The organism is Halococcus thailandensis JCM 13552 (assembly GCF_000336715.1).
In the GTDB taxonomy this organism is placed as follows: Archaea; Halobacteriota; Halobacteria; order Halobacteriales; family Halococcaceae; genus Halococcus; species Halococcus thailandensis.
Genome location: NZ_AOMF01000114.1, coordinates 17,929 through 38,446 on the forward strand (window position 1 = coordinate 17,929; position 20,518 = coordinate 38,446).

Genomic DNA, 20,518 nt, shown 5'->3' on the forward strand with positions numbered 1-20,518 from the left:
ACCACCCGGACCGGGGTTTGCACCAAACAAACCCATGGCTGTGTACGACCGCAGCCGACATGAGAGTGGTGGTTTTTGCACTCTCTCGTCGGCCACGACTATCGAACCTGCAACCACGAGCGACAGCGACCAGCAGGGGGTGGCGGCCTCATGCTAGTCGGTGCGTTCGGACGAGTTCTTGGCACTGAGACTCCCGAGACCATCAGATGTGCTGTCTGTCGCGGCACCGCTGAACGCCTGTCGAGCGCGTGGCAGGGCAACGGAACCGCCTATCACAACTATCAGTGCCGAGGAGAGGACTGCCCGGCAGGCGGTGCGCTAGTCGAGCACGAAGACGGCCACAACCGACGCACCGGCCCAGTGTTCGGCGATCGTGATCTCGCTGTACGACTCGCCACCCGAAAGCGTCCCGAGGTGCGCAGCGAGACGCAGGAGACCACGTCATGACCCAGACGTGTCCGTACCGTGGTGAGTCCGTGTGTTTTGTCGATCGTACAAACGCGGTCACGCCGACCGACCATCACAACAACATCGGCAAGTGTGGTGAGTGCAGCTGGGAGGTGGTCGGGGGATGATCGACGACGCGCCGAGGAGCGAGCATGACGTGTATCCTGCCGACCGCAGCGAGGCGTGGCACGCATGGAAGGAAACCGACGACGGACGGAAGGTTCCGCGTGCGCCGTGGCTGAATCCCGACTGGCCGGACAAGTTCGTCAGCGCGCAGAACGCCGACGTATGGACCGACCGCGACACCGCCGCGAAGTGGTGCGAGCATCTGTCGGGCTACGGGCTTGCGCTCAATATCCGCGATCGCGAGGACCACCCCGACGAAGACCTCGTCCTCATCGACTACGACGACGCCCGCGATCCCGACACCGAGCGCATCCATCCGACCGTCTGCGAGCATATCGAGCGGGCGGACAGCTATGCCGATATTTCAACTTCGGGGACCGGCATCCACATCCTGCTTCGTGGTGAGCTTCCCGAGGATGTGAAAGCCATCGAGGCGGCGCTTCCCGATCATTCCGAGTTCCCCGACGCCGAGATCGAGGTGTACGATTCGGGCCGGTTCGTCGCCATGACCGGCGAGCATATCCGAGCAACACCGCGAGAGACGACCGCCGCGCAGGGGTTCGTTGATGACCTCGCCGACGAGTACGCGACCGTTGCGGAGGGGACGCCCGACGAACTCGTGCGCGACCCGGAGAACTCCCGCGCCGAACTTGCCGATGTCGAAACGACCACCGAGATTCAGAAGGTCTTCGACGCGATTCAACATACCGGACCCCGCGACGTTCGCCTTCGTTCGACGGTAACGCACGAGCGGAGTAACGGCTCGAAGTCGCTTGACCCGGCCTACCGCGACAGCGAGAGCGGAACCGGGCTCGCCGAGGTTGACGGCGGCTGGATTGAACGGAAGGGATTGCATGGCCTTGACGCGCTTCAGATGATTGCGCTAGAAGACCGGATTATCAACCGCCCCGACCAGTACCCGGAGGGTGAGGAGTTCTGGCAGGCGGTTGAGGCACTTCGGGAGCGCGGCGCGCATATCCCCGAGTACGATCCACCAGCAGACTGGGGGGAGGGGATACATTCCGTCGAACAGTGCGCGCGCCCCGTTTACAACCCCGAGGAGTTCGATCGCGAGCAGCGCTGGAGTGAACTTCAGGGCGACCGGTATGAGGCGTTTCTTGACTCGAGTGGACCGCACGTCTGGGCCGACCCACCCGGTGTCGGTAAGAGTACGAACGCCGAACGCGCCGCCGCCCAGCGCGACCGCCCGTATTTCGCTGGGTTCGACAAACACGAGAAAGGTCGTGAGGCGATTTCCGACGACGCGACACCCGACGAGCAGTACCACCTCAAAGGCGCGGAACAGCCTCGCGAGGACTGTTGTATGGACGCCACTGCTGCCGCCGAGGGGAACGAGACCCCACACTGCCCCGAACACGGCCACCCGAGCGACTGGCCCCGGATGTGTCCCATCTATGAGCGCACGCAGGAGGACCTGCTTCGCCAGCGCTTCGAGGCGCTTGTCGGTCCGCTCGGCACGCTCGGCACACACCTCAAGCTCGGACTGTTCGATGAGGACGACCACCCGTGGCACGGAACGCACGCCAGGTGGAGCGACCAGTTCGACCACCTCCTAGACGACGAGGGCCAGCCGCTCGCCGAGCGGGTCGTCGGCGTTCACGAGTACCAACTGCTCAAGAGTGCTACCGAAGACCGCGACGTGATCGTAGACGAAAGCCCCCGGACGCTCACCACCGAGCAGCGCGTCGATGTTGACGATCTACTCCGAGCGCAAGCGCGTCTCAAACAACTCGCAGAAGTGCATCGTAACGACGATGACAGCGCTCTCAGCGACAATCTCGCCGCGCTCGCTACCTTTGCCGACGACCTTGCACACACAATCGCTTGCGACGACACCGCAGCGTTTGCGGAGATCGATACGCCCGGTGTGCAACCAGTGGCTTTCGACCGACCGGTTGACCCCGACGACCTGCCGGCGGAGGTTGCCCCCGAGGAGGTCAAGCGGACGACGTGGCGGGAGTACCAGGGCGTCAATAGCGAGCATTACGTCGAACACGACCGCTACGTTGCCCCGACCGAGGTCTATGATGAACCGCTCGCACAGGTCAAAATAGCCTACAACGAGGGGCTTGTGAGTCGGATTCAGCAGACCGATGATGAACTCCCAACCGCGCTGTTTTGTATTGATGCGCTGTTCGCGGCGGCTGGAAAAGCGGGACTGCCGACCGCCGACGTGCGGCGCGCGGTCGCCGTGCCGCCGGTCCTCGACGACTGTCCGTGGTGTGGATCAGCGCTCGATGCTGAGAATGGTGCGCGGGTCTGTGCGTCCGACGAGTGTGACTGGGACGAACGCGAGAACACCATCACGCAGCAGGGCGGCGAGAAGGCGCGTGCAAGCGCGTGGCTTGACGACAATCCCGCTGATCTCGACACTGGTGAGCACCCAGCGCTCGTTTTTGGCCGACTTCCGGCGGTCGATAACCTTCCCGATGACCCGCTCATCCTCGATGCGACCGCAACACCCGAGAAAATCGCCGGGCTGTACGGTGCATCCATGAACGAGGTTGATATTCGTGGCGACGGCCATCTCGACCTTGACGGACGATTGAACGTCACGCAGGTCCTCGACGGCCAGTATCACGCCAATACGATCCGTCAGAGCGAGACGGCACGAGAGCGAATTCAGAATGTGATCAAGATCGCTATCGATACCCATGACAAGCCATTGTTCGGGATTCGGCGCGACCTCATTTCGCTATTCGAGTTTGTGGGAACTGAGGGTGAGGACTACGAGATGCTTGTCTACGGCGGAGCACGCGGACTGAATCGTACCGAGTGTGACGCTGTGGTGTGTATCGGCGCTCCGCATCCCGATATGAACGACGTCCAGCGACAGGCCGAACTGCTTGCGATGGACCACGACGATCTCTGTGCCGGCGGCAAGGAGTATAGTACGCGGCGGAACGCGCCGAACCCACCCGTCTATCGGAAGTTGTTGTTCGAAGACGAATACGGCGATGGTCTCGCAGTTCCGACGAAAGCGTATTCCGGGGTTGCCGGCGCGCTGTTCCGCGAAGCCCGCGAGAAAGAACTCGAACAGTTCGTGCATCGTATTCGGCCGCTGCTCGTCGGTGACGCGGATTCCGCGAAAGATGCCTATCTCCTGACGAACGTACCCACGAACCTCCCAGTTGATGAAGTCTGTCGGTTCGAGGAGCTTGCCGATGACCTCTCGGCGCTGTTCCCCGTTCCCGAGCGAGCGATCGAGTTGCTGGGTCACGGCAGGGACGTGCTCGTCGGAGACGGTCCAGGCGGCTTTCGTGACGGGGCATTGGTCGAGAAACATGACGACGGAACGCTTGCCAACAAGGTTGCTGGCTGGCATCAGCTGGCCCAGTTGAACGGCATGGACGTGACCGAGCGTACCGTTCGCAACTGGATTGACGCGCTCGAAAGCGTCGGTCTGCTCACCGCCGAAAACTACGAACAGCGCGCTGGAGTGTCCTACACCGCTGAAATTTCTACTTTGAAATCGGCGTTACAGGTATTGTCTAGTAACGCCGGTTTCGAAGTAGCCGCTGTACGGCGATTAGCCGACAAAATCCGCGAATCGGATGGGGCGCTTGAGTGGCTTGCATGGGCCGAAGGCGTCTTCGACCTCTCCGGCGACCGCTGTGGGTGGGGACCACCGCCCAATTCGCCCGGATAGATCCCGCCGCGAGGCATAATTGACGCGGTACGTGTAGCGGGCGGGCCAGCGGCGGCTTCGGCCTTTTCACGCCTTGTGTAACATTTAGAGCGGTTCTGTAACATCATCTGTTACATAAGGCGACGGAGCCATCAGTAAATCTCAAAATGGGGTTGTTGAGCCAGAACGGACAACTAGCGAAAGTATTATCCATCAAACTAGCGAAATAACAGACCGATTAGAAGGTGAGCAAAAATCATGGCTCCAACTATCGATCTAAATCAGGCAGATCCCAGACTGAAAACAGCACTTGATGACGGGCTTGGAAATCAATTCGAACAAGCACGTCAGCAGGCTATCGACAAACTAGACCGATTGGCACCCGTTATCGCTTAAGTCGATTTCCCGCAAGATCGGCCGATTTTACTGGAACTCTCAGACAGCAGACTCCTTTCCACGGTTCCGTTTTGATGAACTATGCAGCGATGGCTCGACCGGATCGTGAAGGGATTCCGAACGGTGCTGCCAGGGGAGGCGGTGGCGCGAACGGCTCGCGCCACCGGCCTCGTTGAACGAAACCGCGAGATTGGGCCTGTACCGTTCGTCTGGAGCTTTCTCTTCGGAACGACACAGCCAGACGGCTCTGTCACCAAGGTACAGGACTTCTACAAGACGTTTACTGGACACGACGCAGCATACTCGTCGATCCAGCAGTGGATCACGCCAGAGCTCAAGACTCTCCTCACCGAGATTGTTGCACATCTCAGCGTCGAACTCGGCGGAACAGAATCCTCTCTGGGTGGTCGGTTTGATCGCTTCCGCGATGTCTTCATCGCGGATGCGACGGACTGTACGCTGTCGGCGGAATCCTTTGAGGACTTCCCCGGCTACGGTGACGATCACGCTGGAGCACGGCTCCACGTGATCGAATCACTCGCGTCACGTGCTCCGTTTTTCACGTCGATCACCGATGTCCGTACCGACGAATTAAGCCAACTCGAAATTGGCGACTGGATGGCTGATTCGCTTCTGTTGGACGATCTCGGATATCACGACTACGGGAAGCTAGCACAGATCGATGAGCACGGTGGCTGGTTCGTGAATCGGTTGAAAATCGATTCGAACGCGCCGATTACAGACGAACTCAGGAGATGGCGCGGCAACGCCATCTCCTTGGAGAGAGAACAGCTCCAAGACGTGCTTCCAGACCTCTATCGCAGCGAGATCGATGTCACCGCGAGCTTCGATACACCGAGTTCAGACAGTGAGTTGCTCCCCCGTGAGTTTCGCCTCGTCGGACTTCGTCACGACGAGGCAACTGACGGCGACGATGCACCTGACGCTGATCACGACTACCATCTCTACGTGACAAATCTGCCGAGAAAGTGGTTCAAGCCGCGAGAAATCGCGGCTTTGTATTCCAACNTACCATCTCTACGTGACAAATCTGCCGAGAAAGTGGTTCAAGCCGCGAGAAATCGCGGCTTTGTATTCCAACAGATGGAGTATCGAAACAGTCGTTCAGGAGGCGAAATCGGTGTTCGAACTGGACGAGATCAGTGTCTATCGGAAGGACGCAGTTGAGTGTTTCATGCTGGCGTCGGTTGTGATGGTGCTGCTCAGCCGGTACCTGCTGCGGCAGATACGAGCAGGGCTCGGATCTGCCTCTCCTGACTCCGTTGAGGAAGAAACAGAGACACAACCGATGTCGTTTTCAAAGCGACTGCAGTGGTACGGAACCGATCTTCTGGAAACGTTGGCCCAGCAGTTCGGCTATTCATGGGATCCTGGGCTAGCGATCATCGAGGGAGCGATTGATCGAAATCTGAATCGCCACGCGCTCACAGAGCGAGTGGCTCACGGAACTGTTGATCCAGATCTGACGAATGCAGGTGAACTGGCGACGATCCGGCCCGGCTGACAGTCGTCAGCCGAGCCGGGGTAGTTTCGCGTTGAGTGGCAACGCTCTCGATTCGACGCGATTCTGAATGGAGACGGACCTGAAATCAGTCGCTTACATTAGCATCGATCTCTACTCGCCTATTCATTCAACATTATTGATGAATTCGGCAGAGATTAGCCGACTAGTTTCCGCCCTGAACGCTCATTTCGACCTAAGGCGATAACCAGTGGTGAGCACGTCGGCTGTAGTATCGGGACTCCGTACAAGGCGCGCAAAAACTACTCCGAACGAGGGATTGCGGCGATTCATCGCCGCAAGCCCGACCGCGAATACGAGCGCAAACTCGACGGTGATGCTGAAGCACGCCTCATCAAACTCGCCTGTAGCGACCCACCAGAAGGGTGCGCTCGTTGGACGCTTCACCTTCTCGCCGACGAACTCGTTACCCTCGACGAGATCGACTTCGAGTCGATCTCTCACGAAACCGTGAGACGGCGTCTAAAAAAACACCCTCAAACCACATCTCTACGATTACTGGGCGATTCCCGCTGAAGACGACGGTCAGTTCGTTTACCACATGGAGGACGTTCTCGATATCTATCATGAGCCATACGACGAGAAGCGGCCAGTTGTCTGCTTTGACGAAACCAGCAAGGCGCTTCGCGGCCACAAACGCGACCCGCTCCCGGCAGAACCGGGAGCGGTCGCACGTGTCGATACTCACTACAAACGCAACGGCAAGAAAAAACTCCATCTCGCCACCGAACCACTAACTGGCTGGGTCAACGTCGAGATCACCGAAAAACGGCGGACCTGCGAGTGGATCGATCGAATGGTCGAACTCGCCGATGAGCACTACCCGGATGCGGACTGCATCCGGGTGGTGCTCGATAACCTCAATACACACAATCCTGCAGCTTTCTATCGGTTCTTCCCACCGGATGAAGCACACGCCTATCTCGATCGGTTCGAGTTTCACTACACGCCAAAGCACGGCAGCTGGCTGAATATGGCCGAGATCGAGATTGGCACACTCAAACGCCAGTGTCTCGACCGGCGAATCTATCACGCAGCGACCCTCCGGTCGGAGGTCGCTGCGTGGCAAGATCGTCGTAACGCTGCTGATGGGCTGATTGACTGGCAGTTCACCACTGATGACGCCCGAATCAAACTACGCCAGCTCTATCCCGTTCCGCTTGAGGTGGACTAGTGAGAGTACGATTGAAGCTACACTGAGGAATCCGTGGCTGACGGTTCTGAATAGTAGCGATGTTGGCTGATTCTCAAAGCCCATCACGGAATGCTATTATACCCTCGTCTGAAAGTTTCGATAGCTTACAATGAAAAGTTGAAACTTATAAATCATAGAAATAAGTTCTATACTTGATGAAAAAACGAATCCGCGACTCCAGCAGGATGATACAGGGAGGGGTGCTCAAGGATAGTGGTCGCCAGTTCGGCGACCGCTGGAGCAGGGCGTCGCGTGGTCAATTTTGAGAAGTGGCCTTTGCTGATTGGTTCGATATGGGCGTAGATATCGGTCTGCTGAGCGTAGTCTTCGAGTGTGTTCGAATCAGCGATGCCCAATCGGAACTCGAAACGGGAATAATGTCACACCGCTTGCTCTTGTTGCTTTTTGCATCTTGCTCGCTCGGTGCCCTTATCAACCCGAAACGAGACAGCTTCAACTATAATGCGAAGCCACAATAAGTCTCTACCAACACTCGATTCAGCGACAATCATTATATCTGGGAAATCATAATGTCACGGAGTATTCTTCGAGGATTTGTTTCGATATTAGGTGGGAACGTAGGTAGAACTATCACTTCACTCATCCTTACCCCTATATTGATACGTGTCTTGGGTAGCACAGAATATGGCAAATATGCGTTTGCTATTGCCCTTTTTACTCCACTTATGACAATTGTGAATGCGGGCATTTTCCAAGGTGTACGCAGGTACGTTGGACAGCATCCCCAAAATGACAAATGGCGAGATAATATATTCTCATTTTATCTGCGTACAGCTATTGTTGTTGCCATCATAGCTACGATTGTGTTGATTGCAATATCAACACAAGAACAAATATGGTCGATATTTGGTGATGAATTAGGATCGACTTTTTTCATACTTGGAATCATGATCGTACCTCACCAATTATATAAGCTTTTCAGAGGGATGCTAATGGCATTGGATTTGGAGACTGTGTCTGAACCAATACATCTTCTACAGCAAGTAGTGATGAAAGGAGCGGGGATTATTTTCGTTATAACTGGTCTAGGAGCGACAGGAGCACTTTTGGGATACGGCGTAAGCCTTCTCTTGGCAAGCATTTTATGTCTCGCATATATAATTCGTAATATTGGAATTCAACCTCTATTTAAATCACCAGACCCAAAAATTACTACTAGAAATCTCCTCGGATTCAACACATTATCAGTTGTCCACGCATTTTTGGTTGGTTCGCTACTAAATGTTGATGTAATTCTCATCCGAACGTTTGTTGGAAGTGCTTCTGCTGGCTATTATAAGGCTGCGTTAGTCGTTACTAGTTTATTATGGTTTGTCCCACGATCTCTGAATACGGTTTTACTTCACTCAACAGCGTCAATGTGGGAAAACAAAGACAACCAGCGAATTTCGATACTTGCTAGTCGATCGACGCGATACACACTTATGAGCACACTACTACTCACAGTTGGGTTAGGTACACTTGCTGAACCATTCATTCAAATGTACTATGGGAGAGAATTTATAAGTACGGTTCAGCCACTGCTTCTGTTGCTTCCGGGAACAGTCGGATACGCACTTGCACGGCCAGTAATGGCTATTATACAATCGAGAGGGAATCTTCGCTTGATGATCGCTGCAACCGGCGCTGCCGCATTGCTGAATGTTCTACTTAATGTTGTACTTATTCCCGCATACGGTATGTCCGGGGCAGCAATAGCAACGAGCCTCAGTTACGGTTCAATGCTGTTATTTTATTTTGTTAGTTCGGCTACTCTGGATATCAATATATTATCGGACATGCGAACTATCCGCATACTGAGTAGCGCTGCTTTCACTGGTATCGTTATTGTCCCACTTTCATCGCATATTTCGTCCAACATCCTATCGTTGTTGATAGTTCCTCCGGTAGGTATGTTTATCTACATTGCCGCGCTACTCCTACTTCGAGGGATTAAGGTAGATGAAGTGCACCACATTTACGGTCAAATTACACAAATGCGAAACTGAGTATTATATCCATTTTATACTATGAAATAGAAATTCATTTGCCACATCGATTCGATATCATAGTATGGGTAATCAGAGAGCATATGTCATCCGGATCAGTCGTTCGGAAAAGTATGTAGAAGCGGTTGATAGTGCATTTGATCTCATTGAACCACACCCAAACCCAGTTCCTGAGGAATTTCGCCATATCCCGATACTCAAACAAGTAGGAAAAATCAAACGACACTTGGGGCCGATATTTTCCGATATCTATCATTCAAATGAACGTACAGTAATCATCATTAACGCAGTAGACGAATTCGCTGCGGTTGTGGGATTGTTGTGTGAGAAATTGGGAATACCATTCATTGTCCGGCTTCGAGGTACGATGTGGAACGAGTTCCAAGATCGAGCCCATAACAAAAGCAAGCTACGAAGGTGGATCTATAGTAATCGGCGTGAAACAGTGAGGGACTTCGTATTCTCGTTGGCGGATGGCGTTATACCGGTCACTGACTTCGTAGTCACGCAAATGCTGTATGAAACTGACGTTAGCAGAGATAAAGTAAAAGCAATAAATAACACTGTTGATGTGGATCGGTTCGAAGCAACTACTCCCGGAGGATTCAAAGAATATCACAATATCGCAAAAGAGGACAAAATTTTGTTGACAGTAACAAATTTTAATTACACTAGGAAGTATGAAGCTATTGAATATTTCGCCCCGGCGATCAACAGCATACTTCGCGATCATGAGAACTGGCATTTTGTGGTTGTAGGGAGAGGTGAAGATTTTGCTACAACCCGTAAGTCAATTCTCGATGAATTCGACGACGAGGTTTCTGACCGGGTTCTATTTACTGGATATTGTTCGGATATCGAGAAAGCCTTTGTAGATGCTAGTATATGTACCCATCTTTCTTTTCGGGACAGTGCAGCGATGACCGTAACCGAGGCACAAGCTGCCGGAAAACCAGTTGTTGTTAATACTGCGGGTGGGATGCGGGACCTACTTGATTCTATATCCGATAGTCCTCCAATGATTATATCCGAAAGAGATGAACTCGAACATACGCTATCTGAACTTATTGAATCGACGAAAAAGCGTCACTGCATCGGCGATCACAACAAAGAGTATATCCAATCCAAATTCTCGTCTGAATTGTTGGGAAAGGAATTTGAAGAAGCGATCGAGAAATTCGTAACCTAATCCACAATTTAATCAGGAGGTATGTCGCCTGCATCGCCATTCAACCTAAGATAGAACGAATAGGTTTTATTGGTACTGTTCCTTCGATTGGACTACTGACTATGGAGACGACATTCTCAGTGGTGATTCCAACTCTCGATCGCTTTGATGATCTCAAAAATTGCGTCATTTCTATTGATGAACAAAGTAGACGGCCGGAAGAGGTAATCGTTGTTGACGACGGTGACCTCTCTGAAAAGAAATCAAATATTTTATACGATATATTATCAGACGAAATAAAATTTAAAATAACAGAATCAGACGGACCACCAGGCCTTTCGACTGCTCGGAACACAGGAGCGACTGTAGCTACCAGCACAATTTGTGTGATAATTGATGATGATGTCGTACTTGGTGAGAGTTACATAGCACGATTGGAGACAGTGTATAATTCTATTGATGACCCGAAACTTGCAGGGGTGGGTGGATTTGATACAAATCTTCGATCGCCATCTAAACTTGAGAATCTATTCAACAGAATATTTTACCTAAACGGCGATGGATGGTCAATCTCATCGACTGGAATCCAATCCTGGGATTCTACTATCGATAAACCTGTCCGAAGTGACTGGCTTTCAGGCAACAATGCAAGCTACTGGACTGATGTTTTGGAGGATCATCCGTTTCGTCACTGGAATGGAGGACGAGAAACTCTAGAAGATGTTGCAATGGGATGGGAACTGAAAAGGAATGATTACTTTTGTGTTGTTGATCCAAAACTAGAACTAACGCATGCTGATACAGAGATGAATGATGATCCTCTTGATTTCGGTATCAAGCGTGCTTGCAACCGGCTTCGTATTTTTTACGAATTCGGTGATCAGTCTGATACCCCCAAAGCAGCATGGGCTTTCATAGGGGATATACTTCGTCATGTGATCGCACCAGCTGCAGACAGACGTGTGAAGTATCATTGGCTTGTCGCAGCCGGCATGGCGATTGGTTTTCTGAAGCAGGTGTTCAGCCGATGAATACGTTGCACGACTCCGCCGAACGCTTCGTCATCCTGTAGTCTTTGCACGCCATATTAGCAAATAATACCACACACGAAAGGACAGCGGTTGTGGAATCATAATGGAGTTGACATTACCTTTGAAGGTTGGGATGCATTATTTATTCATGAGGCCTGTCGATACGACATGTTTGAGTGTCGATCAAATATACCCGGACAACTACAGCAGCGTATTTCACGAAGTTCAACTACTATCGAGTTCCTTCGTTCGAATTTTGGCGGACGCGACCCACGTGACACAGTCTATATCACTGCAAATCCTCAATTCTACCGTCATTGTGAGACAATTGACACGAAGGTCCATGAGGCGCTGTCTAGTTAAGCCTCCTCAGCCGGCGTGCGGCCGTTGAGCGCTTGGTGCGGTCGCTGTGTGTTGTAGTAGTGACCGAATCGCCGCAGCCAGCGGCGAATGCTGGCCGGACCGCCGTTCCAGGTCGTATAGAAGCGGTCCGTCCGCTGTTTGAGCGTCCGGAACCATTGCTCAATGTGGTTCCGGCCGCTATACTCCACTTGACCGCTCAGTCCCAATCGAGAAGAGCGGTCCGGTAGCCGAAGCTATCGGCCAGCAATTCCACTTTTGAAAGGTCATGATGCTCCGCGAGCCGCGACAGAAATGCTGCCGCGGGATCGGTCCCACGGCGGCTGAACATTTCGATGTCGAGCACCAGCATCGAATCAAGATCGATTGCAGCGTAGCACCACTGCCACTCCGTGCCGATTTGGATCGCCGTCTCGTCGACGGCGACCCGCCGCGGAGCACTCTGCGGCGGGTCGTCCTGATCGTCTGCGAGGCGGGCGTCCAGTCCCAGACCGCTCCGTGCGAGCGGTCAACGCCCAGGAGATCAAGAATCGCCACAGTCTCGCGGAGCGAAAGCCCCGCAGAATGAAGTCGGACGGCGAACGCCCTATGCGAGCGTCGCCGTCCGCTCTCGGTCCCAACAGTCACTATCTACTGGCTCTAACGCCTCGTCGAGCAGGTCGCTGAGTGGCATTGATCACCAGCTCTTCGACCTGCTCACTCTTAACTAGACAGCGTCCTCCATGATGTAATTCACGTCTGGAAAGATGAAGGATGGAATGATGACAAGAGAACTGTTCTTCCTGAGACAATCGTCGAATCCACATTAGACGCCGCAGACAAGTATCCTGATAAGCGTCTTTTCGTACATTTCATCCAACCATACCTATGAATAGATTTTGCTCCGAGCAGTGATATTGATATAATATAATCACTACCGCTTCAGAATTTTTCTGATGGTTTCTGGCGGAATACTGATCTGAATTGATTGTCCAAGGTAGAGGTATCCAAGCAAAAGTGAAAGTAGAACTGAGGTAATATCAGTCCCAAACACGTTCACATTCTCGAATATCATCAAAAATGCAAAACCCACTAAAAGTGAAAAGGATAATTGGTCTATATTAGACTTTGTAGCTCGTGCTGCAATCGTACCCCAAATTGCGCATATCCATAGTATAGGGCCAAGAACACCAAAACGTAGTAGATAGAAATACGACCCGTGAATTGAGGTACCTGAAAGAGATCCAGGCAAAAACGGTGCTATCCACGTACTAGTGTTAATTATTCCTGGCCCGAACAGAATATTAAAGGTTGGCTCCATCGATAGCGCAGAGATTGCTGCTTTCCATATCTCAACACGGCCCGTGAAAGAGACGAAACTGACCAGTGGCGCAAGTGGTGGGCCAATAAGTAGTGACACTACAAGGAATACTGCACTAATTACTCCAAAGCCGATGACGGCAGAACCAATCTGTGGAGTACTATATCGGTACACAAGGAGAATCACTGTTGAGATACCAAAAAGTACCAATCCGCCACGGCTTTGTGTTAAGTAAAGACTAATAAACGTTATAAATAGCAAAATACCATCTTCATAGTTCCGCCGTTCCAGTATATTATAGAGAGAGGAAAACGCTCCAACAGCGAACAGTATTCCTGAAGTATTCGGATTTGTTTCAATCGAACGCATTGCTGCGACAGCTGGGAACGGCACACCTGCTCCTGACCACCGTGACAATTCAACATCTAATATAGGGATGGGTATCGGCTGTACAAAAATCACAAACATCCCTATAATTCCAAGAAGCGCTGCGAACCAGCTCACTACCCGAAATACAGTCTGTTGCCGAATGAGTGTCGGCACAATAGTTATTAATACAATAGCGATTGGCATAGTATAGAAGGGCCACACAGCCAAAGTAGGTGTATCAAAATTCCCAAATAAGACATGCAACACGGCAAGTGCGAATAAAGCCCCAATTGGCACTAAAATACTAATTGGAATTTGAATTTGAAGATTGCCGTTCCAAAAAGTTACTCCAACCAACAGCAAACAAAGAACGAACAAAGAAATGTCTCCGACAAATGAAGGAGTGAGTTGAGAGCGTGAAAGGGAGGCGGTAAATAAAACCAGTCCAAGAAAGCAAACTGTTAGTATATGTCGCAGTGCTTGTCGTCCCATGTGTACTGTACAGCTATGACTATGGCAGGGCAGATAACCTTTTACGATTCGTCTTTAAGCAGCAATACGGGCTCTATTGACTCTACCAACGATGTCGAGATGAGTCGTCAGAACTATTAAAACGGGTCGATAATTTGTGAGGTGTTGGGTTGGTGATGTGAACGTGGCTCGCACCTTATCGAAGCGTTTCAAAGGATAAGTTCACGCACTATCTGGGAGCGTTTCAGCTACGACGCTGGATCGGCTGCAAACTGGTCGAGAAGCGTTGAGACACGTTCTTCGGAAAGTAATCTGACTTGCCAACAACGTGCCTAACAAGAGCACACTTTGCAAACTACTGGGTGTAATTCATACTGTCAGACGGAACTGATCGGAGATCGTGCGGTGAAACATCACTCGTTGCAGTAGATTTTCTCAATCTGAACTTCACGTACTTCTGTCCGACAGTATCACTACTGCCGCTCAACCAACTGTTGGAATTAGCTGAGGTGAATGAACGACAAAACTGAAAACGTATTTACGTCAGGACGGCTGCTTTTGAACCATCTCATCGATGGCGCCCCGACCGAACGTTGTTCTTGTCGTGATGGACACTGCCCGCGCTTGTGAGACCGTCCACGAGCGCTACGACTACCTCTCTGAACTTAATCGTCTCGCACAAACGGGTACCGAGTATACTAAGGCTGTTGCTAGTGCGCCCTGGACACTCCCCTCCCACGCCTCGTTATTCACTGGCACCTACCCTTCGAAACACGGCGCACATGCGGGTCATAAGCACCTCGACGAAGGTATTCCAACCCTTGCCAAAGCCTTCCAGGATGGGGGTTACGAGACGGTCGCCGTCTCGAACAACACATGGATCTCCGAGGAATTCGGCTTTGCCCGTGGATTCGACACCCTGTATAAGACGTGGCAATACGTCCAGGCCGATATCGACCTTGGCAAGATCGCGCGTACGAAACAGGGTACAGAAATGATACACGCGCTTGCAACACGCCTCGCGGAAGGAAATCCCGTAATCAACGCCGCCAACGCGATTTACGGCCAGTTCTTCCGCAAGCGGACCGACGATGGAGCCAACCGAACCAATAAGTGGATTCGAGAGTGGCTTGCCAATCGCAATGACGACGAACCGTTTTTCTGCTTCGTCAACTACCTTGAACCCCATCTCGAATACCGTCCACCAAAATCCATTGCCGAGCGGTTCCTGCCGAATGACGTTACCTACGGAGAGGCGATGTCTGTCCCTCAGGACGCGTGGGGTTATATCGCCGGAACTGTTGACCTCACTGACCGACAGCTCGGCATCCTCCGTGCGCTCTACCGGGCGGAGCTGGCCTATCTCGACCGATGCCTCGGCGAACTTAGGCGTCACCTCGAAGCCGCTGGCGAGTTCGATGATACTGTGTTCGTCGTAACGGGCGACCACGGCGAGAACATCGGTGATCACGGATTGATGGATCACCAGTACTCCCTCCACGAGACTCTGCTCCACGTACCACTCGTCGTCCATGGGCCTAGGTTCGAAACCGGACAGGTCGACGACCTTGTGCAGCTCACCGACCTCGCGCCGACGCTGTTAGACGCTGCCGACATTGATGCCCCTGAGCTGCGCGACGCCTCCCAAGGTCGGTCGTTCCACCCTGAAGCAGAAATCCCTCCGCGCGAGCATGCCATCGCCGAGTACATGGCTCCACAGCCCTCGATGGACGCACTCCGCGAACGTGTTGGGACGTCCACGGATAATATTGAACGATTCGACCGCTCGCTTCGAGCCATCCGAACCGACGATGAGAAGCTGATCAGGGGATCGGATGGCACACAGGAATTCTACGAACTCCGAAATGACCCTGAAGAAGCCACGAATCTCGCGACCGAACGCTCTGAACGAGTTGACACGCTTGAAACTATGCTCGACGAGTGGCTCGATACGTTCGAACGCGCCGATACGTCAGGCGAGGTTTCCATGACCGACGCGACGGAAGCCCGCCTCGAAGACCTCGGCTATCTTCAGTGAGCAATTTCCTTGGGTCAGGATTCCTCGTCTGAGAATTCTGCACCACTGGTTATCCGATATAGAGAGAAAGCACCGCTATGTGATCCGCCAGCCGAATCAAGTCACAATTTGTCATGATGATTGAACCATGAGCACCCACTGCGACGAGCGGATTTCCTGCCACGGAGCTCGGTCTGTTCTGTCCGACAGTATGAACAGGTCTTCATAGCTTTGCCAGTACACTGTAGAGTCACTACACACAGGCGACTTCCGAACGCTTGCGCCGATCGATACCTCGCACCCGACATTGACGACGCGCGTGCTCAATATCTCGTTCAGCTCTACGTCATGTTGTGTTCGATGATTTTGACGAGCGCCCGGAGCATTGCCTTGGTGAACACACACGAGCTTCAATCGCGCCGACACCCGTGTTCGTGCTGAGCAGGTCGGCGACACCGTCAACGGGCTCTCCCAGTACGCGAACTTGCCGTCTTCTCAGATTCGTATAATTAAACTCGTGTACACGATGACCTCAAAATCACATCGCTCAAACGAGAAATTGTGGTGCTGGTCGCTGGCAGCCGATTGTCGGAACTGTCTTTTACAGTTGCAAACGCACAGTGTGTATGCGCCGACTCAGGGCGTTCATATCGTTACGCAAGCTCCTCACTCTCGCAGCCGTCCTCCGCCTTGCAGGAATCCCGCTCTCTATTACCGGTATCAACCCTTATGCAACAGCTGACGCCACGGGATTCGCCGCCCGTGCACAGGACATCGCCATGACAACGCTCGCCGGACACCCCCAAACCGGGCCGTTGTTTTGGCTCGACGGGCATCTTATCGTGGGCGCGGTCAAGATATACAACCTCTGGGGTCTCACACTCGCGCCGGTCTACCTCCTCGCTGGCCCGAGTACGACCTATGCGCGCATCATCCTTGCTGCCCTCGGCGTGGTTGCGATCTGGAATGTCTACGCCATTGGTCGGGCGCTATACTCTCGTCCAGCAGGGATTATCGCAGCGTTTCCGGTCGCCATCTACCCGAGCTTCGTTCTCATCCATGCGACGGTTCTCCGTGAGGTTGCTGTCCTCTTTTTGCTCACGAGTGTCGCCCGTCTTGTTATCGTCCCGTCTCGTTTTTCAAGGCCAGTACGTACTCTTTGTTGTGTCACTGGACTCATTGGGGCAGGACTGCTCCGCTGGGATCTGTTCTTCCTCTATATCCCAACGATTGTCGGCGGTAGCGTAGTCTACCTCATTGCGATGACCACCGCTGTTCGCGAATGGTCGGTGTCCCGCTATTCCGGGGCTGTCGTGATCGCTGTACCGATCGCCTACGTGGTATGGCAGGCCGCTAAACGCGCTACTAGCCATCTAAGCAATCTCCGCAACCTTCGTGCCCGCGGTCGGACGGTCTATCTCGCTGATATCCAATTCCCCCACGTTCCGGAAATGCTTGCGTTCGCGCCGGTCGCAGTCGCGTATTTCTTGTTCGCGCCATTCCCGTGGATGATCGGTGCGTTTTCTGATATCGTGGTCGCGTTTGAAGGATTCGGCAATATCGGCTTCGCACTCGCTGCCCTCGCAGGCGTGTATACGATACTCACTCAGTGGACGGCGCTGGATGCACGCCATCGCGCCGGCTGGGTTGCCCTCGCCGTCTGGCTGCTCGCGGGGAGTGTACTGTTTGGTCTCGGAACGGTGAACGTCGGGACGGCCGTCCGTCACCGTCAGATGTTCGTGTGGGTGTTGTATCTGTTTGGCGCGGTCGGCATTGTGGAATGGTTCCTCCCTCGTCTGTCCTCGAAAACCACGTCGAAACTACTGACCGCTGACTGATTTGAATAACTCACTGCTATTCGTTCCTGCAGAGCGCTTCCAACTGATTCGTCGTCCGCACCACCGTATCGCTCCATGCATGCTCAGCAACGACCAACTCCCGTCCACGCTCGCCGTACGCTTCGCGACGCTCCGGTGACGAGGCCAGTTCGTCGAGTGCGTCAGCAAGTCCCTTCCAGTCTCCGACGGGGACGGTGATTCCTGCTTTTTCGACTATCGGGACCATCTGTGCGAGATCGCTCGTGATGGCTGGTGTTCTCGACGCAAGCGCCTCCAACACCGTTCGTGGCAGCCCTTCGGAACGACTCGGAAGGACGAAGAGGTCGGCCCCGCGGTAGAGCTTCGGCATCTCCTCGTGGGGTACTTCGCCGAGAAACGCTACCACATCGTCGAGTCCGCGCTCGGCGACACGTCGTTCGAGATCCGCCCGCAGTGGTCCCTTACCCGCGAAGTGAAGCCGAGCCTCGGGATGAGCTTCCCGGACCTGTTCGATCGCCGACAGCGCATCGCCCGGTCGCTTGCCCTCAACCAATCGACCGACAAACAGGATTGCAGGATCGCCCGCAATGCGATCACTCTCCTCACCCTCGGGCGAGAAGCGGTCAGTATCGATACCGTTCGGTATCACATGAATCGGCGCATTGACGCCGAACTCGCCGAGTCGGTTGGCGTCGGTCTCAGTGTAGCAGAACACTGCATCGGCGCTGTTGAACGTCGCGCGTCCAAGCGTGCGGAGATACCAGCGAAAGACCCACTCGGGGGCCGACTGCGAGTAGAGGCCGTGATTCGTGATTGCGAGCGGGATCGAATCGAACCGTCGTTTGAGCGCTGCAAGATTGGTGGAGAAATAGAGATGCGAGTGGGCGTGCATCATGTCGTAGTCGTCGGCTCCATGGAGAAAACGTGCGACGCCTACGGAGAGACTGTTACCGAGCGCTTCGGCAGTCGCGGGTCTGCGGACCACGGTGTAGCCGGCACGTTCCTCGCGGCGCGGTCGCGTTCCGTCACCGATCGTGAGCACCGTTACGTCATGGCCCATCGCGGCCTGGTCGCGACTCATCGCGTGGACGTGGTAGGTACCGCCGCCGACGACCTCCGGGTAGGTCTTCTGGGCGATTCGNTGGTCGCGACTCATCGCGTGGACGTGGTAGGTACCGCCGCCGACGACCTCCGGGTAGGTCTTCTGGGCGATTCGCAAGATACGCATCTACCGGTCCTGCAATCAGACGGCTCAAAAGCGATTCGATGCGAAATCGGTGTGACCGTCTGATTCCGGTACGTTTTACCCGGTCCTCCGATTTCTTCGAGCAAATGATACTCGTCACCGGCGGTGCGGGCTTCATCGGTGGCCACCTCGCTGCCTCGTTCGTCAGCGCGGGTCGCGATGTCGTCGTACTCGACAATCTCGATCCGTTCTACGATACCGACATCAAACGCCGAACCATCGATGTCGCGCGCCAGGCAGCCGACGAGGGCGACGGAAGCTACGAACTCGTCGAGGGCGACGTCCGGGACGCCGATCTCGTCGCCGAGCTCGTCGCCGACGCGGAGTTCGTCTTCCATCAGGCTGCACAGGCCGGCGTCCGCACCAGCGTGCAGAATCCCCGACGGGTCGACGACATCAACGTCGAGGGCACGCTCAACGTGCTCGATGCCGCTCGGGATTCCCCGACCGAACGCGTCGTCTTCGCGAGCTCGTCGTCGGTCTACGGGAAACCGTCCTACCTCCCCTACGACGAGGAGCATCCGACGACGCCGGTGAGTCCCTACGGCGTCTCGAAACTCGCCGCCGAGAGCTACGTTCGCGTCTACGGCGACCTCTACGACCTTTCGACGGTTGCACTTCGCTATTTCACCGTCTATGGGCCGCGGATGCGTCCGAACATGGCTATCTCGAATTTCGTCTCGCGGTGTATGAACNCGACGGTTGCACTTCGCTATTTCACCGTCTATGGGCCGCGGATGCGTCCGAACATGGCTATCTCGAATTTCGTCTCGCGGTGTATGAACGACGAACCACCCGTTGTCTACGGCGATGGCTCACAGACTCGGGATTTCACCTATATCGCCGACATCGTTCGCGCGAACGCGAAACTCCTCGAAACCGACGCCGCCGATGGCGAGGTGCTGAACATCGGTAGCACGGACAACGTCGACATCCGGACGCTTGCGGAGGTCATCCGCGACGAAATCGCTCCCGACCTTTCGATCGAACACGGCGAGCGCCAGGCCGGCGACGCCGAACACACACATGCCGACGTGAGCAAGGCCGGTGACGTGCTCGGCTACGAACCGACCGAAGACATCCGTAGCGGCGTCGGGGAGTTCATCGACTGGTATCGACAGAACCGCGAGTGGTACGAACCGCTCGTTCGCTCGTCATAGCAATCCCTCACCCGTCGTAGAACTCCAAAACCAATCTACGCCGATCAATCATGGTGGAGGTAGAATATCGCTAAGAGTATTCGATATCCTACTCCTCGAGCGTATTACGCCCTTTCTCAGTAACATCATAGAGATTTGGCGCGACCTCGGTCAGAAAACCATGTTCGCGCATTCGAGTAATTCGATCCGAGACGTAAGGACGTGAAACATCTAC

Annotated in this window: 12 protein-coding genes and 2 pseudogenes; 11 read left to right on the forward strand and 3 right to left on the reverse strand. The window is 53.9% G+C overall.

Going from position 1 to position 20,518, the window contains the following annotated elements; translation table 11 throughout:
- The first annotated feature begins 150 nt into the window (after positions 1–150).
- The 8 genes and pseudogenes from C451_RS05165 to C451_RS20920 all read left to right on the forward strand — a co-directional run bounded on the left by C451_RS05165 (position 151) and on the right by C451_RS20920 (position 11,564).
- Positions 151–447, forward strand: coding sequence for a hypothetical protein (locus C451_RS05165; protein ID WP_007738448.1), 297 nt, complete (start codon positions 151–153; stop codon positions 445–447).
- A gap of 124 nt (positions 448–571) precedes the next feature.
- Positions 572–4,243 (forward strand): hypothetical protein, encoded by a 3,672-nt coding sequence (locus tag C451_RS05170; RefSeq protein ID WP_007738449.1) that lies wholly within the window; start codon positions 572–574, stop codon positions 4,241–4,243.
- A 456-nt stretch (positions 4,244–4,699) separates the two neighbouring features.
- Positions 4,700–6,143 (forward strand): annotated as a pseudogene (locus tag C451_RS05175) (IS4 family transposase).
- Between the two features lie 285 nt (positions 6,144–6,428).
- Positions 6,429–6,677, forward strand: a complete 249-nt coding sequence (locus C451_RS24350) for a helix-turn-helix domain-containing protein (protein ID WP_394295063.1) — start codon at positions 6,429–6,431, stop codon at positions 6,675–6,677.
- Complete coding sequence (locus C451_RS21930) at positions 6,667–7,335, forward strand: IS630 family transposase (protein ID WP_206536680.1); 669 nt, start codon at positions 6,667–6,669, stop codon at positions 7,333–7,335. The genes C451_RS24350 and C451_RS21930 overlap by 11 nt, the downstream gene beginning before the upstream one ends.
- 551 nt (positions 7,336–7,886) lie before the next feature.
- Positions 7,887–9,365, forward strand: a complete 1,479-nt coding sequence (locus C451_RS20915; RefSeq protein ID WP_007738459.1) for a lipopolysaccharide biosynthesis protein — start codon at positions 7,887–7,889, stop codon at positions 9,363–9,365.
- 64 nt (positions 9,366–9,429) lie between these two features.
- Positions 9,430–10,554, forward strand: a complete 1,125-nt coding sequence (locus C451_RS05200; protein ID WP_080503503.1) for a glycosyltransferase family 4 protein — start codon at positions 9,430–9,432, stop codon at positions 10,552–10,554.
- Positions 10,555–10,655: 101 nt separating this feature from the next.
- A complete protein-coding gene (locus C451_RS20920) occupies positions 10,656–11,564 on the forward strand; it encodes a glycosyltransferase family 2 protein (protein ID WP_080503504.1) in 909 nt (302 codons plus the stop codon).
- A 359-nt stretch (positions 11,565–11,923) separates the two neighbouring features.
- On the opposite strand, the pseudogene C451_RS20925 reads toward C451_RS20920, so the two are convergent.
- Together C451_RS20925 and C451_RS21935 are read right to left on the reverse strand one after the other, a co-directional pair.
- Positions 11,924–12,597, reverse strand: a pseudogene (locus tag C451_RS20925) (IS6 family transposase).
- 240 nt (positions 12,598–12,837) lie between these two features.
- The gene (locus tag C451_RS21935; protein WP_152420429.1) at positions 12,838–14,085 is read right to left on the reverse strand and encodes an O-antigen ligase family protein; all 1,248 of its coding nucleotides are present in this window, start codon (positions 14,083–14,085) and stop codon (positions 12,838–12,840) included.
- Between the two features lie 553 nt (positions 14,086–14,638).
- Here C451_RS21935 and C451_RS05215 point away from each other — a divergent pair.
- Positions 14,639–16,102: a sulfatase gene (locus C451_RS05215; RefSeq protein ID WP_007738463.1), complete on the forward strand. Its 1,464-nt coding sequence runs from the start codon at positions 14,639–14,641 to the stop codon at positions 16,100–16,102.
- A 605-nt stretch (positions 16,103–16,707) separates the two neighbouring features.
- Positions 16,708–17,919: a hypothetical protein gene (locus C451_RS05220; RefSeq protein WP_007738464.1), complete on the forward strand. Its 1,212-nt coding sequence runs from the start codon at positions 16,708–16,710 to the stop codon at positions 17,917–17,919.
- Between the two features lie 16 nt (positions 17,920–17,935).
- Here C451_RS05220 and C451_RS05225 read toward each other — a convergent pair whose 3' ends face one another.
- Positions 17,936–19,054, reverse strand: a complete 1,119-nt coding sequence (locus tag C451_RS05225; protein ID WP_049912980.1) for a glycosyltransferase family 4 protein — start codon at positions 19,052–19,054, stop codon at positions 17,936–17,938.
- A gap of 176 nt (positions 19,055–19,230) precedes the next feature.
- Here C451_RS05225 and C451_RS05230 point away from each other — a divergent pair, with 176 nt between their 5' ends.
- Positions 19,231–20,304 carry an NAD-dependent epimerase/dehydratase family protein gene (locus C451_RS05230; protein WP_007738466.1) on the forward strand — a complete coding sequence of 358 codons (1,074 nt, stop codon included), beginning with the start codon at positions 19,231–19,233 and terminating at the stop codon, positions 20,302–20,304.
- The last annotated feature ends 214 nt before the right edge of the window (positions 20,305–20,518 follow it).